Here is a 16,250-nt window from a genome sequence, read left to right on the forward strand (position 1 = left end):
TCGCGAGCAAGCCCGCTCCCACAAAGGTCGGGGGCTTTGAGATTCAAGTAGGGCGGGCTCATGTAGATGCCGCCCTTTTTTGTGCAAGAGCATTATGCAAAGCAGCAGCAACCTGTTTCCTGTCGCCCTGATCAGCGCCGAACGTCGCGGTGATCTGAGCGAAGATGTGTATCGATTGAAACCCGGCAACAGTCCCGACTGGTCCGTGGAAATCGCCGTGACCCGTCTGGGCATGGCCGATGACACGACACCGCGCGGCGTGCCGGTGATTATGCTGCACGGCAGTTTTTCCAATCGGCGCTTCTGGTTTTCCCCCAAAGGACTGGGGCTGGGCGCGTACCTGACGCGTCTGGGTTTTGATGTATGGATTCCGGAGATGCGCGGCCATGGCCTGTCGCAGCGCAACCAGGACTACCGCCGCAACCGCGTGGCTGACTACGCCCGGTACGATCTGCCGGCGATTGCCGCGTTCGTGCGCGAGCAGAGCGGGCAGGTGCCACACTGGATCGGCCATTCGCTGGGCGGCATTACCCTGGCGGCGGCGCTGGGTGGCGAATACCTTGGCGAGCCAGCCGTGGCTTCCGCGGCGTTTTTCGGCACGCAGGTCAGTCGCACGTACTGGCCGCTGAAGATTCCACCGGTGGAGTGGAGCGGGCGCTTCATTCTCAAGCGTTTCGCGCAATTGTCCGGCTCACGCCTCAAGCGCGGCCCGGAGGACGAGCCGATCGGTCTGGCGCTGGAAAGCATGCGCTGGTACGGCTTGTTTGGGCGTTTTGGCGACAAGGACAAGGATTGGTGGGCCGGCCTGGCCGAGGTGCAGGTGCCGGTGCTGGCCGTGACGGCGGCGGGCGATCATCAGGATCCGGCGTGGGCCTGTCGCAAGCTGTTCGAGCAGATCGGCTCCGAGCACAAGAAATTCGTCAATCTGGGGCGTGAGCAGGGCTTCAGTGACAATTTCGGTCACGTCGAGATGCTGGTGAGCAAGGCTGCACAGGCCGAAGTCTGGCCGCTGGTGGCGCGCTGGCTGCAGGACCAGCAGACACCATTGCTCGGCGACAAGCCGGATCTGGCGGCCGCGGGTTGAGGCCAAGGCTCTGAAAAGGGCATTTCGCTCAGGTCGGCTTGCGGCTAAGATATGACGCATTGTGCGGTTCTGGTCATAAAGGGTGGCTGTTTAGCTATTACGTTTCAGCGTATGTTCAGGTTCATTCAGCGAACATTGCATGAATCAGGGTAAACAGCGACTGCCGGAGCTCGTCTCAAAAGAATGCGGCATCCTAGATCGTCTTCCTTTAACAGGAGTTTCTCGATGAACCATTACCTCACGCCTGACCTGTGCGACGCCTATCCGGAGCTGGTGCAGGTGCTGGAACCGATGTTCAGCAATTTCGGCGGCCGTGATTCTTTCGGCGGCGAAATCGTGACCATCAAATGTTTCGAAGATAACTCGCTGGTCAAAGAGCAAGCCGAACTCAAGGGTGACGGCAAGGTGCTGGTGGTCGATGGCGGCGGTTCGCTGCGTCGCGCGCTGTTGGGCGACATGATCGCCGAGAAAGCCGCGAAAAACGGTTGGGAAGGGCTGGTGATCTACGGTTGCATTCGTGACGTCGACGTCATCGCCCAGACCGATCTCGGTGTCCAGGCGCTGGCCAGCCATCCAATGAAGACCGAAAAACGCGGTATCGGCGACCTTAACGTACCGGTGACTTTCGCCGGCGTGACGTTCCACCCGGGCCACTACATTTATGCGGACAACAACGGCGTGATCATCTCGCCGAGCCCGCTGAAGATGCCTGAATAAACAGCGGCAGAACAAAGGGATGCGGATGTTCGAGGAAGAAAACGCGCAGTGGGGGCTGGTGCATGCCCTGGTGCTGGACGGTAAAGGCGGTGCGCGTTCGATAGCCAGGACCGAGCTCGACGATCTGCAGCTACAGGCCCATGAGAGTCTGTGGCTGCATTGGGATCGCAGTCATCCGCAAACCCAGACCTGGCTGCGCAAATCCAGCGGCCTGAATGAATTCGCCTGCGACCTGCTGCTGGAAGAGAACACTCGGCCGCGCCTGTTGCCATTGCCCGATGCCGAACTGCTGCTGTTTCTGCGCGGGGTCAACCTGAATCCAGGTGCCGAGCCGGAAGACATGGTTTCGGTGCGGATTTTCGCCTCGGCGCAACGGGTCATCTCCCTGCGTCTGCGCCCGCTGCGCGCCACCGATGAGTTGTTGGCGCTGTTGAGCGAGGGCAAAGGTCCGAAAACGTCCTCCGAACTGATCCTGTATCTGGCGCAATTTCTCACCCACAAGGTGCAGGATCTGGTCACGTGCCTGTCGGAATTGGTCGATGAAGAGGAAGAGCGGCTGGATGCCGACGAACGGTATACCCCTGAGCATGGCTCGATTTTGCACATCCGCCGCCGGGCTGCCGGACTGAAGCGTTTCCTCGCGCCGCAGCGGGATATTTTCGGACAGCTGACGCGGATAAAACTGCCGTGGTTTGTCGACGATGACGCCGACTACTGGAACGAATTGAACAACAGCCTGACCCGCTATCTCGAGGAGCTCGAATTGACCCGAGAGCGCATGGGGCTTGTGCTGGAGGCTGAAGACCGGCGTTTGAACGTGCGCATGAATCGCACGATGTATCGCTTCGGTATCATCACCTGCATTTTTTTGCCGATGAGTTTTCTCACCGGTCTGTTGGGCATAAACGTGGGCGGAATTCCGTTCTCGAGCAGCCCTTACGGCTTCCTGATCGCCTGTCTGACGGTGTTGGCGATGGCCTTTGGTCAATGGTGGTTATTCCGCCGTTTGCGCTGGGTATGAATATGCAATATGTGACCCGACCAAATTTGCCCGCGTCTTTCACAGACATCACGAGAGGTGCGTATGCACGATCCGTTTGAACAGTCTTTGCGCGACATGCTCAACGCCTCGCCGTCCAGCCGTGACGACGATGCGTGCCTGGGTCGCGTGCTCAAAACCGCCAACCGCCAGGTTGGCGCCGGTGATCTGTTCAGCCTGCTGGGCCGCTGGCTGCCCGCGCTGATGATCGCCCTGAATAATGGATCGGCCCACGTTTCGCCGGTTTCCCGTCTTCGTAAAACTACCGCTCGCACTGCTGATAAGGCTGATTGAATATGGAACTTGATCTCTGGACTCAGAGCCTCGTCACTGCAATGACTGCGTTGTGGACCAAAGTCGCTAATTTCATTCCGAACCTGTTCGGCGCACTGGTGGTGCTGCTGTTGGGTTTCGTGGTGGCCAAGCTGCTCGATACCTTGCTCTCCAAATTGCTCGCCAAATTGGGCCTTGATCGCCTGATGGGCGGCACCGGACTGACCAAGTTGATGTCGCGTGCCGGGCTTCAGGTGCCGATCTCGACCTTGATCGGCAAGATCGTCTACTGGTTCGTTTTGCTGATTTTTCTGGTTTCCGCGGCAGAGTCCCTTGGACTTGAGCGAGTTTCAGCTACGCTGGACATGCTGGCGTTGTATTTGCCGAAAGTTTTCGGCGCCGCGCTGGTGTTGCTGGTGGGCGTATTGCTTGCGCAACTGGCCAATGGGCTGGTGCGCGGTGCGGCAGAAGGCGTAGGGCTGGACTACGCTTCAGGTTTGGGCCGAATTGCCCAGGGGCTGGTGATCATCATCAGCATCTCGGTCGCGATCAGTCAGCTTGAAGTCAAGACCGACCTGCTGAACCATGTGATTGTCATTGTATTGATTACCGTTGGTCTGGCGGTTGCGCTGGCGATGGGATTGGGAAGCCGGGAAATTGCCGGTCAGATTCTTGCGGGAATCTATGTGCGTGAGTTGTATCAGGTTGGGCAACAAGTGCGTGTTGGCGAGGTCGAAGGTCAGATCGAAGAGATCGGCACGGTTAAAACCACATTGCTGACCGATGACGGTGAGCTAGTCTCACTCTCCAATCGGATCTTGCTGGAACAGCATGTGAGTAGCCGCTAACCCGGCAAACCCTGCTAATGTATGCCGCCGCAAAATGCCCTGAGAGGGTAGCGGCGGACATTGACCTGACTGTCGGCACGACTTGTTTTGAATAAAGCCCAATCGCTATCCACGCGCTATGACCCCCGTGAGCTCTCTGATGAGGAGTTGGTCGCGCGCTCGCATACCGAGCTGTTTCACGTAACGCGCGCCTATGAAGAGCTGATGCGGCGTTACCAGCGAACATTATTTAACGTTTGTGCGAGATATCTTGGGAACGATCGCGACGCAGACGATGTCTGTCAGGAAGTGATGCTGAAGGTGCTGTACGGCCTGAAGAATTTCGAGGGGAAATCGAAGTTCAAAACCTGGCTGTACAGCATCACTTACAACGAATGCATCACGCAGTATCGGAAAGAACGGCGAAAGCGTCGCTTGATGGACGCCTTGAGTCTGGACCCCCTGGAAGAAGCGTCGGAAGAAAAGGCGCCGAAACCCGAGGAGAAGGGCGGACTCGATCGCTGGCTGGTGTATGTGAACCCGATTGACCGTGAAATTCTGGTGCTGCGATTTGTCGCAGAGCTTGAATTTCAGGAAATCGCAGACATCATGCACATGGGTTTGAGTGCGACAAAAATGCGGTACAAACGTGCTCTAGACAAATTACGTGAGAAATTTGCAGGCATTGCTGAAACTTAGTTCAGCGCAAATATCTCTTACGTGTAGGCAAGTTCTGATAGACTTGCCGCCGAGTTGTCCCCCGGTTTGCGGGACTGCTTCACAATCACCAGATGGGGATTTAACGGATGAAACTGAAAAACACCTTGGGCTTGGCCATTGGTTCTTTGATTGCCGCTACTTCGTTCGGCGCATTGGCACAAGGCCAAGGCGCAGTTGAAGGCGAACTGTTCTACAAGAAGCAGTACAACGACAGTGTTGATCACGTCGAAGACGGCTTCAACCCAGGCGCCTCTATCGGTTACTTCTTGACCGACGACGTGTCGTTGAACCTGACCTACGACAAGAACAACCACACCCGTTCGAACGACGGTACCGGCAGCCAGAAACTGCACGGTGACAACTTCGGTCTGAACGCTCAGTACCACTTCAACAACGCTGGCGACGCTCTGCGTCCTTACGTTTCCGGTGGTGTTAAGCACGGCAGCCTGACCAACGTTGCAGACGACGGTCACACTGGTCGTGACCAGTCGACCTACCTGACTGCTGGCGCTGGCGTTAAGTACTACTTCGCTGAAAACTTCTACGCCCGTGCTGGTGTAGACGCTGACTACAAACTGGACAACGGTCGCTGGAACTACGCTCCAGTTGTTGGCCTGGGTGTGAACTTCGGTGGTGGCGGCAAGCCAGCTCCGGCTCCAGTTCCAGCTCCAGAGCCAGTTGCAGAAGCTCCAGTTGAAGCTCCAGTTGCTGAAGTTGTTCGTGTTGAGCTGGACGTCAAGTTCGACTTCGACAAGTCGGTCGTCAAGCCTAACAGCTACGCTGACATCAAGAACCTGGCTGACTTCATGAAGCAGTACCCAGCGACTCACACCACTGTTGAAGGTCACACTGACTCCGTCGGTCCTGACGCTTACAACCAGAAACTGTCTCAGCGTCGTGCAGACGCTGTTAAGAAAGTTCTGACTCAGCAGTACGGTGTTGAATCGTCCCGCGTTAACTCGGTTGGCTACGGCAAAACCCGCCCAGTTGCTGACAACAGCACTGAAGCTGGCCGCGCTGTAAACCGTCGCGTAGAAGCGCAGGTTGAAGCTCAAGCTAAGTAATTAGCTCGCCGCTTTGAGAAAAGCCCGGCCTAGGCCGGGCTTTTCTTTGTCTGCGATTTGGTGTTGAAGCCATAAGCCCGGCTATAATCGCCACCTCTTTTCGCCGCCCGAGTCATCGCCGCCCATGTACACCCTGGCCCGTCAGCTGTTGTTCAAACTTTCTCCGGAAACCTCCCACGATCTGTCGCTTGATCTGATCGGCGCGGGTGGGCGTTTGGGCCTCAACGGCTTGCTGTGCAAGAAGCCGGCGAATGTGCCGGTGACGGTCATGGGCCTGGACTTCCCGAACCCGGTGGGGCTGGCGGCCGGTCTGGACAAGAACGGCGCGGCCATCGACGGCTTCTCGCAGCTGGGTTTCGGTTTCGTCGAAATCGGCACCGTGACCCCGCGTCCGCAGCCGGGCAATCCGAAACCACGGATCTTCCGCCTGCCGGAAGCCGAGGCGATCATCAACCGCATGGGCTTCAACAACCAGGGTGTGGATAACCTGCTGGCGCGGGTCGCCGCGGCCAAATACACGGGCGTGCTGGGGATCAACATCGGCAAGAACTTCGATACCCCGGTCGAGCGTGCAGTGGATGACTACCTGATCTGCCTGGACAAGGTGTATGCCCACGCCAGCTATGTCACGGTCAACGTCAGCTCGCCGAACACCCCGGGCCTGCGCAGCCTGCAGTTCGGTGATTCGCTCAAGCAGTTGCTGGCGGATCTGGCCACGCGCCGCGCCGAACTGGCCCTGCGCCACGGCAAGCACGTACCGCTGGCGATCAAGATTGCCCCGGACATGACCGACGAAGAAACCGCGCAGGTTGCCCAGGCACTGATCGAAACCGGGATGGACGCGGTGATCGCCACCAACACCACCCTGAGCCGCGTTGGCGTCGAAGGCATGGAGCATGGTGACGAGGCGGGCGGTCTGTCCGGCGCTCCGGTGCGCGACAAGAGCACGCATACCGTGAAGGTGTTGGCGGCTGAGCTGGGTGGTCGTTTGCCGATCATCGCGGCGGGCGGGATCACTGAAGGCAAGCATGCGGCGGAGAAGATCACCGCGGGTGCGAGTCTGGTGCAGATTTACTCGGGCTTCATCTATAAGGGCCCGGCGCTGATTCGCGAATCGGTCGACGCCATCGCCGCCCTGCGCTGAGGATTGCTGAGGGCTCTGTGGCGAGGGGATTTATCCCCGATCGGCTGCGCAGCAGTCGTAAAATTTGCTTCCGCCGTTCGCCTGGCACACTGGGGTGGATGGATTCGGGGCCGCTTCGCAGCCCATCGGGGATGAATCCCCTCGCCACAGGGAGCTGTATCGTCCGGGGCAGGCATAAAAAAGGGCTCCTCGAAGGAGCCCCTGGGCCGCAGCCCGCCGTCCGGGAAGGACGTGCATGGTAAGTCGCTATAAATTCAGATTGTCGTATTGCAATAAGTGCCCTGTGTTAGCCGACGGCGTGAAGTTCGTTGAGTCTGTGGATCCCCGCAGTGCCGGTCATACCGTCCCAGTTGTCGCCGCGTCCTTCTCGCCAGCCGTTGATCCAGGCTTGGCGTACCGACGGTAGAGTAAATGGGCAAAGCTCGCGGGATTTGCCACCAACGCCATATTGATATCCGCGCAAAAATGCTCTTTCCAACGGATCACGCTTAAGTCTTCTCATAGGGTGTTTCCCTCACTTGTTGACTGTTTTTGTCGCGTTGACCTCAACCGAGGTCTGGCAGAAAAAACTCTGCCGTTGGGCGGCTCGCTGCCGGCGTGGCGAGCCAAGGTGTTGACGCCGTTGCGACGTCAACCTGTGTCCAGTTCTAACCAATGAGTCACATTGAGGGAATGATCGTTTTGTCATAAGGACGTAACGAAAATAGTGCTACAGCCATAAGTAACGAGTGGTTTCATGAACGATTTTTCACCAAACCCCGGTATGATCGGCCCCGCGCTGGATGAGGGGGTTAATCCTTTAGTGAGAATGACCCACGTTTACGCTCGGTTACTAAGCGACGAAGGGTCGCTTTAAGACTTTTTGTTTCATCAACTATTTTCTCTGTCCCGGCATCTAAGCTCTTTTAACCCGAGCAGCGGGGATGGAACGGCACACCTTCGTGCCACGCGGGCGCTCTTTTAGAAAAGCGCCTGATTGAAAACCGGATCGGCAATGCGTTGCCGATTCACTAGCCAAAGGCTCTGGAAATACCATGTCCGATCGTTTCGAACTCTTCCTCACTTGCCCCAAAGGCCTTGAAGGCCTGCTCATCGAGGAAGCCGTCGGGCTTGGCCTTGAAGAAGCCCGCGAGCACACCTCCGCCGTGCGTGGCATGGCGACCATGGAAACCGCTTATCGCCTGTGCCTGTGGTCGCGTCTGGCCAACCGGGTGCTGCTGGTGCTCAAGCGCTTCCCGATGAAAGACGCGGAAGACCTGTACCACGGCGTGCTTGACGTCGAGTGGCAGGATCACATGCTCTCCGACGGCACCCTGGCCGTTGAATTCAGCGGTCACGGTTCGGGTATCGACAACACCCACTTCGGCGCGTTGAAAGTCAAAGACGCCATCGTCGACAAACTGCGTACCCCGCAGGGCGACCGCCCTAGCATCGACAAGCTCAACCCGGATCTGCGCATTCACCTGCGCCTGGATCGCGGCGAAGCGATCCTGTCCCTCGACCTGTCCGGCCACAGCCTGCACCAGCGCGGTTACCGCCTGCAGCAGGGCGCGGCGCCGCTGAAGGAAAACCTCGCGGCAGCGATCCTTATCCGTTCCGGCTGGCCGCGCATTGCGGCCGAAGGTGGCGCGCTGGCTGACCCGATGTGTGGTGTCGGTACGTTCCTCGTCGAAGCCGGGATGATCGCCGCCGACATGGCGCCGAACCTGCGCCGTGAGCAGTGGGGCTTCACCGCATGGCTGGGCCATGTCCCGGCGCTGTGGAAAAAACTCCATGAAGAAGCGGTTGAGCGCGCCGCTGCCGGTCTGGCCAAGCCACCGCTGTGGATTCGTGGTTACGAAGCCGACCCGCGCCTGATTCAACCGGGCCGCAACAACGTCGAGCGCGCCGGTCTGAGCGAGTGGATCAAGATCTATCAGGGCGAAGTCGCGACCTTCGAGCCGCGTCCGGACCAGAACCAGAAAGGTCTGGTGATCTGCAACCCGCCGTACGGCGAGCGTCTGGGCGACGAAGCCAGCCTGCTTTACCTCTACCAGAACCTTGGCGAGCGTCTGCGTCAGGCCTGCCTGAACTGGGAAGCGGCGGTGTTCACTGGCGCGCCGGATCTGGGCAAGCGCATGGGCATTCGCAGCCACAAGCAGTATTCGTTCTGGAATGGCGCGCTGCCGTGCAAGCTGCTGCTGATCAAGGTGCTGCCGGATCAGTTCGTCACCGGCGAGCGGCGGACCCCGGAACAGCGTCAGGCCGAGCGTGAGCAAGCGGCTTACGATCAGACCCCGAACGAGCCGCAAGAGCGCAAGTTCAACAAGAACGGCAACCCGATCAAACCGACGCCCGCCCCGGCGCCAGTGATCGAGCAGCCGCGCCTGAGCGAAGGCGGGCAGATGTTTGCCAACCGCCTGCAAAAGAACCTCAAGGCGCTGAGCAAGTGGGTCAAGCGCGAAGGCATCGACTGCTACCGCGTCTACGATGCCGACATGCCGGAATACGCCATGGCCATCGACCTGTATCACGACTGGGTGCACGTGCAGGAATACGCGGCGCCGAAGTCGATTGATCCGGAAAAAGCCTCGGCGCGCATGTTTGACGCGTTGGCGGCGATCCCGCAGGCGCTGAACGTCGACAAGAGCCGCGTGGTGGTCAAGCGCCGTGAGCGTCAGAGCGGTACCAAGCAGTACGAGCGTCAGGCGGCGCAGGGCAAGTTCAACGAGGTCAGCGAAGGCGGCGTCAAGCTGCTGGTGAACCTCACCGACTACCTCGACACCGGTCTGTTCCTCGACCACCGGCCGATGCGCATGCGCATTCAGAAAGAGGCTGCCGGCAAGCGCTTCCTCAATCTGTTCTGCTACACCGCGACCGCCAGTGTGCACGCGGCCAAGGGCGGAGCGCGCAGCACCACCAGCGTCGACCTGTCGAAGACTTATCTGGACTGGGCGCGACGTAACCTGTCGCTGAACGGGTTCTCCGACAAGAACCGTCTGGAGCAGGGCGACGTGATGGCGTGGCTGGAAAGCTGCCGTGAAGAGTACGACCTGATCTTCATCGATCCGCCGACCTTCTCCAACTCCAAGCGCATGGAAGGCATCTTCGACGTGCAGCGTGATCAGGTGCAGTTGATCGATCTGGCTATGGCGCGCCTGGCTCCGGGTGGCGTGCTGTACTTCTCGAACAACTTCCGCAAGTTCCAGTTGGAGGAGAACCTGGCCGAGCGTTACGCGGTCGAGGAAATCAGCGCGCAGACCATCGATCCGGATTTTGCCCGCAACACCAAGATTCACCGCGCCTGGAAAATCACGGCTCGTTGACACTTGACCTGGTTGGATCCACAGAGCCTTGATTTTAAAAGGCTCTTGGATCCGATCAGAGCTAGCCAAATTAATGGCTAATAGCTATAACTCAACTCATGGCCAATGGGTTTTTCCCTGAACAGTGGCGTCGTGAGTTGCCCCTATGTCGTTGCACCCCGTGCGCCCAAAGATACTGGGTTTTATCAGCGAAGAAGTCTCGGCCTGGCTGGTCGCGCTGCTGGTATTGCTCGCCGGCGGGATTCTCACGGGGCTGCTCGCCTGGGCCACCCTCACTCAGTTTCATCATCAACTGCATCAACGCTTTCAGCTGCTGGCCAATGAGCGTTACAGCCGCATCGAAGAACGTTTCCAGGATCAGGAGCAGCGCCTCGACGGCCTGCGCCGCTTCTTCGCCAACTCCGATTCGGTCTCACGCAGCGAATTCGATGGCTATGCCAAACCTCTTTTATTACGCACCCAGGCCTATTCCTATGCGCCGCGGGTCAGCCGTGCCCAGCGCCCGGCGGTTGAGCAAGCGGTGCGCAACGAAGGTTTCAGCACCTTTACCTTTCGTGAACTGACCGCTGACGACCAGCTCCAGACAGCCGGTGATCGCCCCGAATATGTGCCGGTGATCTACACCCAGAGTCAGAGCCACTTGCCTACGCCACTGGGTTACGACCTGCTGGCGCAACCCCTGCGCCGGGCGACACTGGAGCGCGCCGACCGTACCGGGCACATGGTGGTGTCCCAGCCGTTGCATCTGGTGGGCGTTGATCCGGCGTATGCCCGGGGCGTATTGCTGGTGGCGCCGGTCACTCGCGAAGGGGCACCGAAAAGTCCGCCGGAAGGCTATGTAATGGCGGTGATCAGCATGCAGCAGTTGCTGGCCGACGGGTTGCCCGAAGACAACCAGGATTTCCTCAGCGTACGCATTCTTGACCTGTCCACCGACGACCAGCATGAAGTGCTGTATGAGTCGGCCAACAAGGCGGGGGCCAGTGATCTGTCGGCCACGCAGTTGTTGCGCATGGCCGACCATGACTATCAGGTGGACATACAGCCCAGCGAAGCCTTTCTGCAGGCCAACCATTCGTCAATCAGCAGTCTGGTGGTGCTGGGCGCGCTGCTGAGTGTGTTGCTCAGCGCATTGCTCTATGTGTTGGTGAGCCAGCGTCAACGCGCGTTGCGCATGGTCGAACTGCGCACACAGGAACTGCACGCCCGCGAGCAGGAATTGCGCGGCACCCACGGTCAGTTGCGCGGCGTGCTGAATGCCGCGACGCAGGTGGCGATCATTGCCACCGACCTGCGCGGGGTGATCAACACCTTCAACCCTGGCGCCGAACAGATGCTCGGCTACAGCAGCGCTGACGTGGTCGGCCATATGACGCTGGAAAACCTGCATCTGCCGCGAGAGCTGGCCGCGCGTTCGGCGGAGTTGAGTGCGCGTTACGGCAAGAGCATTCCGACCTGCCACGCGATGCTGGTCGAGGGCGGCGAGGTCGGCGGCCATGAGGCGCGCGAGTGGACGCTGGTACGCAGCGACGGCAGCCATCTGCCGGTGAACATGCTTGCCACCCCGGTGCTCGATGAGCAAGGACTGTGGGTCGGTCATCTGGCGATCTGCATCGACATCACCGAGCGCAAGCGTGTCCACGAAGCACTGGCGGCGCGCGATGTACTGCTGAAAAAACTCAGCGCCCACGTGCCCGGCGGCATCTATCAATTCAAGATGGAATTCGACGGACGCTTCAGCGTGATCTACGCCAGCGACGGCATCCGCGAGATCTACGAGCTGGAGCCGGACGTGCTGCTGCTCAATGCCGAGGCGATTTTCACCCGTATCCATCCGCAAGACATCACCCGCGTGCGCACCTCGATCCGCGCCTCGGCGGACAATCTCAGCCCGTGGCGCGAGGAGTACCGCGTGCAGTTGCCCGAGCGCGGCCTGCGCTGGGTGCGCGGCGAGGCGACGCCGGAAGAACTGCCGGGCGGCGGCGTGCTGTGGCACGGCTACATCTCCGACATTTCCGATCTGAAGCGGGTCGAAGAGGAGCTGCGGGCGCTGTCGGTCACCGACTCACTGACCGGCATTCACAACCGTCGCTACTTCCAGGAACGCCTGACCACTGAGATGGCCCGGGTCGAACGTGGCGGCGGCGAGCTGTCGGTGATCATGCTCGACATCGACCACTTCAAGCGCATCAACGACCAGTACGGCCATGCCGTGGGCGACCGGGTGCTGCAGGCGGTGTGCGAACGCATCGCTCATCGCTTGCGCCGAACCGATGTGTTCTGCCGCCTGGGTGGTGAAGAGTTCATGGTGTTGTGCCCGGACATCGACGGCGAGCACGCGTACATCCTCGCCATGGAGCTATGGCAAGGCCTGCGCAGTGCGCCGGTGGATGTGGTCGGGGTGGTGACGGCCAGTTTCGGCATCGCCAGCTGGCGCCCGGGGGAGGGCGCGGATGCGCTGCTGCTGCGGGCGGATTCGGGGGTGTATGCGGCGAAGCAGGGCGGGCGCGATCGGGTGGAGCAGATGAGCTGAGCCTTGGCACGATCTACCTGTGGGAGCGGGCTTGCTCGCGAAAGCGGTGTGTCAGCCAGCAAAAATACTGACTGATCTGACGCCTTCGCGAGCAAGCCCGCTCCCACATTAGAGCGGCTGTGTTTTTACAGCGCCGAAGCCGTCTGCGGCAGGCGCGGCTGCTTGTACAGATCCAGCAGCACCTGATCCAGCACCGACGACGCGCCGAACGGGGCCTTGTCGTTGAGGATCGCCACCACCGCCCAGGTGTTGCCGTTGACGTCGCGGCTGAAGCCGGCAATTGCCCGTACGGTGTTCAGGGTACCGGTCTTGACGTGGGCTTCGCCGCGCATCGCGGTGGTCTTCAGGCGTTTGCGCATGGTGCCGTCCATGCCGGCAATCGGCAGCGAGCTGATGTACTCGGCGGCGTACGGGCTATGCCAGGCGGCTTGCAGCATGTTGGCCATCTCGCGGGCGCTGACGCGTTCGGCGCGCGACAGCCCGGAGCCGTTCTCCATCACCAGGTGCGGCGCGGTGATGCCTTTCTTCGCCAGCCACTGGCGAACCACGCGTTGCGCAGCCTTGGCGTCATCACCGTCGGCTTCGTTGCGGTACTTCTGACCGAGGCTCAGGAACAGCTGCTGAGCCATGGTGTTGTTACTGTATTTGTTGATGTCGCGGATGATTTCCGCCAGATCCGGCGAGTACGCGCGGGCCAGCAGCTTGGCGCTGCTCGGGGTCGCGGCGAGGCGATCCTTGCCCTGGATGCTGCCACCCAATTCTTTCCAGATCGCGCGCACGGCACCGGCGGTGTAGGTCGCGTGGTCGAGCAGCGACAGATAGGTCTGCGAGCTGCAACCCTCCCCCAATTGACCGGCGACGGTAACAGTGACGCTGCCGTCCGCCTGGGTCACCGGGTTGTAGCGCACGCCACCGGTGCACTGCTTGGAGTTGAGCGCCTTGACCGTGTTTTCGATGCGCACGCTGGCAATCGGCGGTTCCACCGAGATCAGCACCCGGCCACTGTCATTACGTGCAACGAAGCGCAGGGCCTTGAGGTTGACCAGCAGCGAGTCCGGTTTGACCAGGAAAGGTTTGTTCTCGTCGTTGCCGTCGTCGTTGAATTCGGGCAGTTGCGGCTGGATGAAGAAGCTGCGGTCGAGGATCAGATCACCGGTGACCTGGGTCACGCCGTTGGCGCGCAGGTCGCGCATCAGCAGCCAGAGTTTTTCCATGTTCAGCTTCGGATCGCCGCCACCCTTGAGGTACAGGTTGCCATTGAGGACGCCGCCGCTCAGGTCGCCGTCGGTGTAGAACTCGGTTTTCCACTGATGGTTGGGGCCGAGCATTTCCAGCGAGGCGTAGGTGGTCACCAGTTTCATGGTCGAGGCCGGGTTGACCGAGACGTCGGCGTTGTACACGGTCGGATTGCCCGGGCCGTCGAGCGGAATCATCACCAGCGACAGCGCGGTTGGCTGCAGTTTGCTGGCCTTGAGGGCTTTTTCGACGTTGGGGGTGAGGGCGGTGTTGATGGTGGCAGCGGCAACCGGCAGGGCCAGGGGCAGAAGAAGGCCGGCGAGAAAGAGAGGACGCAACGATTTGATCATATGAAATAGAACCCTGCAGAAGAGGGGGAAAATAACGAAGGCATGAATGAAAAAGCCCTCAGTGGTCATGAAAGTGTCGGCATTATGCCCCAAGGTGTAACAGCTTGTGCCTTGCCCGAGGCGGCCATTTCGTTATTTTTTTACAGGCGGTCGGCCACCGTACCCAGAGAGTCGGGCAATTGACCGCTTAAACTGGTAAAGTGCCGGCCGTTATTACTTAAGAGGATTGTTCCAATGGCGACTAACCGTTCCCAGCGTCTGCGCAAAAAACTGTGCGTTGATGAATTCCAAGAGCTGGGTTTCGAACTGAACCTGGACTTCAAAGAAGACTTGTCCGAAGAAGCCATTGACGCTTTCCTCGAAGCATTCATCAAAGAAGCCATGGAAGCCAACGGTCTGGGTTATGTTGGCGGCGATGACTTCGGTCTGGTTTGCCTGCAGAAGCGTGGCTCGGTCAACGAAGAGCAGCGCGCTGCCGTTGAAGCCTGGCTGAAAAACCGTAGCGAACTGACCGGCATGACCGTCAGCCCGCTGCTGGACGTCTGGTATCCGGAAAAGCCGATCAACGCGGCCAAGTGATACTGAAAAAAACGGCGACCCTTGGGTCGCCGTTTTTTTATGCCTGGGTTTTGCGCCAGTTGAGGATCAGCAAGGTCAGTACCCCCGCGACAATCCCCCAGAACGCCGAGCCGATGGAAAACAGCGTCAGTCCCGATGCCGTGACCATGAAGGTGATCAGCGCCGCCTCGCGTTCCTTGACCTCGGTCATGGCGATGCTCAGGCCATTGATGATCGAGCCGAACAGTGCCAGCGCGGCAATCGACAGCACCAGTTCTTTCGGCAGCGCGGCAAACAGCGCCGCCAATGTAGCGCCGAACACCCCGGCGATCCCGTAAAAAATCCCGCACCAGACGGCGGCAGTGTAGCGCTTGTTGCGATCTTCATGGGCGTGCGGACCGGTGCAGATCGCCGCGCTGATTGCCGCAAGGTTGATGCCGTGGGAACCGAATGGCGCCAGCAGCAGCGAGGCGATGCCGGTGGTGGTGATCAGCGGCGAGGCCGGCACGTTGTAGCCGTCGGCGCGCAGCACGGCGATGCCGGGCATGTTCTGCGAGGTCATCGCCACCACGAACAACGGAATGCCGATGCTGATGGTCGCGGCCAGCGAGAAGTGCGGAGTGGTCCACACCGGCGTCGCCACTTCCAGATGGAAACCGCTGAAATCCAGCAGGCCCATGAAACCTGACAGCGCAGTGCCGATCAGCAGCGCAGCCAGTACCGCGTAACGCGGCGACAGGCGTTTGACCACCAAATAGGTGAAGAACATCCCCAACACCAACCCGGTACGGTGCTGCGCGGCGACGAAGATTTCGCTGCCGATCTTGAACAGAATCCCCGCCAGCAGCGCCGCTGCCAGCGACGCCGGGATCTTTTTCACCAGGCGTTCGAAGCTGCCGGTCAGGCCGCAAATCGTCACCAGCACCGCGCAGGTGATGTAGGCGCCGATGGCCTCGCCATAGGTGACGCCGCCCAGGCTGGTGATCAACAAGGCTGCACCCGGTGTCGACCAGGCAATGGTGATCGGTGTGCGATAGCGCAACGACAGGCCAATCGAGCACAACGCCATGCCGATCGAGATCGCCCAGATCCACGAAGAGATCTGCGCGCTGCTCAAACCCGCCGCTTGCCCGGCCTGGAACATCAGCACCAGCGAACTGGTGTAGCCGGTCATCATCGCGATGAAACCGGCGACGATCGCCGAGGGCGAAGTGTCGGCGAGGGGGCGCAGGCGGGTGTAGGTGGCGTCGTTCATGACGGCGGTGTTCCTTATACAGATGGAGATGTCCGTAGCAACGCTGAACCCAGTGGGAGCGGGCTTGCTCGCGAAAGCGGTGGGTCATTCAAGGCAGATGTCGCCTGACACGCCGCCTTCGCGAGCAAGCCCCGCTCCTACAGGG

The 16,250-nt window shown here is 59.9% G+C and carries 14 protein-coding genes; 11 read left to right on the top strand and 3 right to left on the bottom strand.

The window, feature by feature from the left end; all coding sequences use genetic code 11:
* Window positions 1-94: 94 nt before the first annotated feature.
* The 8 genes from V9L13_RS01700 (at window position 95) to V9L13_RS01735 (ending at window position 6,868) form a co-directional block, all read left to right on the top strand.
* Entirely contained in the window at window positions 95-1,084 is a 990-nt protein-coding gene (locus tag V9L13_RS01700) for an alpha/beta fold hydrolase (RefSeq protein WP_338801271.1), read from the top strand.
* A gap of 225 nt (window positions 1,085-1,309) precedes the next feature.
* On the top strand, window positions 1,310-1,801 hold the full coding sequence (gene rraA, locus V9L13_RS01705) for a ribonuclease E activity regulator RraA (protein ID WP_103484616.1): 492 nt from the start codon (window positions 1,310-1,312) through the stop codon (window positions 1,799-1,801).
* Window positions 1,802-1,826: 25 nt separating this feature from the next.
* Entirely contained in the window at window positions 1,827-2,822 is a 996-nt protein-coding gene (locus V9L13_RS01710) for a zinc transporter ZntB (protein WP_003223291.1), read from the top strand.
* Window positions 2,823-2,885: 63 nt separating this feature from the next.
* Window positions 2,886-3,134 carry a hypothetical protein gene (locus V9L13_RS01715; RefSeq protein WP_003223293.1) on the top strand — a complete coding sequence of 83 codons (249 nt, stop codon included), beginning with the start codon at window positions 2,886-2,888 and terminating at the stop codon, window positions 3,132-3,134.
* Between the two features lie 2 nt (window positions 3,135-3,136).
* Window positions 3,137-3,961 carry a mechanosensitive ion channel domain-containing protein gene (locus V9L13_RS01720; protein ID WP_003223294.1) on the top strand — a complete coding sequence of 275 codons (825 nt, stop codon included), beginning with the start codon at window positions 3,137-3,139 and terminating at the stop codon, window positions 3,959-3,961.
* An 87-nt stretch (window positions 3,962-4,048) separates the two neighbouring features.
* Window positions 4,049-4,639, top strand: coding sequence for an RNA polymerase sigma factor SigX (gene sigX, locus V9L13_RS01725; RefSeq protein ID WP_017337463.1), 591 nt, complete (start codon window positions 4,049-4,051; stop codon window positions 4,637-4,639).
* A gap of 107 nt (window positions 4,640-4,746) precedes the next feature.
* Window positions 4,747-5,724 carry an OmpA family protein gene (locus V9L13_RS01730; RefSeq protein ID WP_103484614.1) on the top strand — a complete coding sequence of 326 codons (978 nt, stop codon included), beginning with the start codon at window positions 4,747-4,749 and terminating at the stop codon, window positions 5,722-5,724.
* Window positions 5,725-5,848: 124 nt separating this feature from the next.
* On the top strand, window positions 5,849-6,868 hold the full coding sequence (locus V9L13_RS01735; protein WP_262143113.1) for a quinone-dependent dihydroorotate dehydrogenase: 1,020 nt from the start codon (window positions 5,849-5,851) through the stop codon (window positions 6,866-6,868).
* Window positions 6,869-7,154: 286 nt separating this feature from the next.
* On the opposite strand, the gene V9L13_RS01740 is transcribed toward V9L13_RS01735, so the two are convergent.
* Complete coding sequence (locus tag V9L13_RS01740) at window positions 7,155-7,370, bottom strand: ribosome modulation factor (RefSeq protein ID WP_003223300.1); 216 nt, start codon at window positions 7,368-7,370, stop codon at window positions 7,155-7,157.
* Between the two features lie 532 nt (window positions 7,371-7,902).
* Here V9L13_RS01740 and rlmKL point away from each other — a divergent pair.
* Window positions 7,903-10,173 (top strand): bifunctional 23S rRNA (guanine(2069)-N(7))-methyltransferase RlmK/23S rRNA (guanine(2445)-N(2))-methyltransferase RlmL, encoded by a 2,271-nt coding sequence (rlmKL, locus tag V9L13_RS01745; RefSeq protein ID WP_338801272.1) that lies wholly within the window; start codon window positions 7,903-7,905, stop codon window positions 10,171-10,173.
* Window positions 10,174-10,318: 145 nt separating this feature from the next.
* Entirely contained in the window at window positions 10,319-12,706 is a 2,388-nt protein-coding gene (locus V9L13_RS01750) for a diguanylate cyclase (protein WP_338801273.1), read from the top strand.
* Between the two features lie 125 nt (window positions 12,707-12,831).
* Here V9L13_RS01750 and dacB read toward each other — a convergent pair whose 3' ends face one another.
* Complete coding sequence (gene dacB / locus V9L13_RS01755) at window positions 12,832-14,292, bottom strand: D-alanyl-D-alanine carboxypeptidase/D-alanyl-D-alanine-endopeptidase (protein ID WP_338801274.1); 1,461 nt, start codon at window positions 14,290-14,292, stop codon at window positions 12,832-12,834.
* Window positions 14,293-14,526: 234 nt separating this feature from the next.
* Here dacB and V9L13_RS01760 point away from each other — a divergent pair, with 234 nt between their 5' ends.
* On the top strand, window positions 14,527-14,871 hold the full coding sequence (locus V9L13_RS01760) for a YggL family protein (RefSeq protein ID WP_003223308.1): 345 nt from the start codon (window positions 14,527-14,529) through the stop codon (window positions 14,869-14,871).
* Between the two features lie 37 nt (window positions 14,872-14,908).
* On the opposite strand, the gene V9L13_RS01765 is transcribed toward V9L13_RS01760, so the two are convergent.
* Window positions 14,909-16,105 carry a benzoate/H(+) symporter BenE family transporter gene (locus tag V9L13_RS01765; protein ID WP_338801275.1) on the bottom strand — a complete coding sequence of 399 codons (1,197 nt, stop codon included), beginning with the start codon at window positions 16,103-16,105 and terminating at the stop codon, window positions 14,909-14,911.
* Window positions 16,106-16,250 lie beyond the last annotated feature (145 nt).

The organism is Pseudomonas sp. RSB 5.4, from assembly GCF_037126175.1.
In the GTDB taxonomy this organism is placed as follows: Bacteria; Pseudomonadota; Gammaproteobacteria; order Pseudomonadales; family Pseudomonadaceae; genus Aquipseudomonas; species Aquipseudomonas fluorescens_H.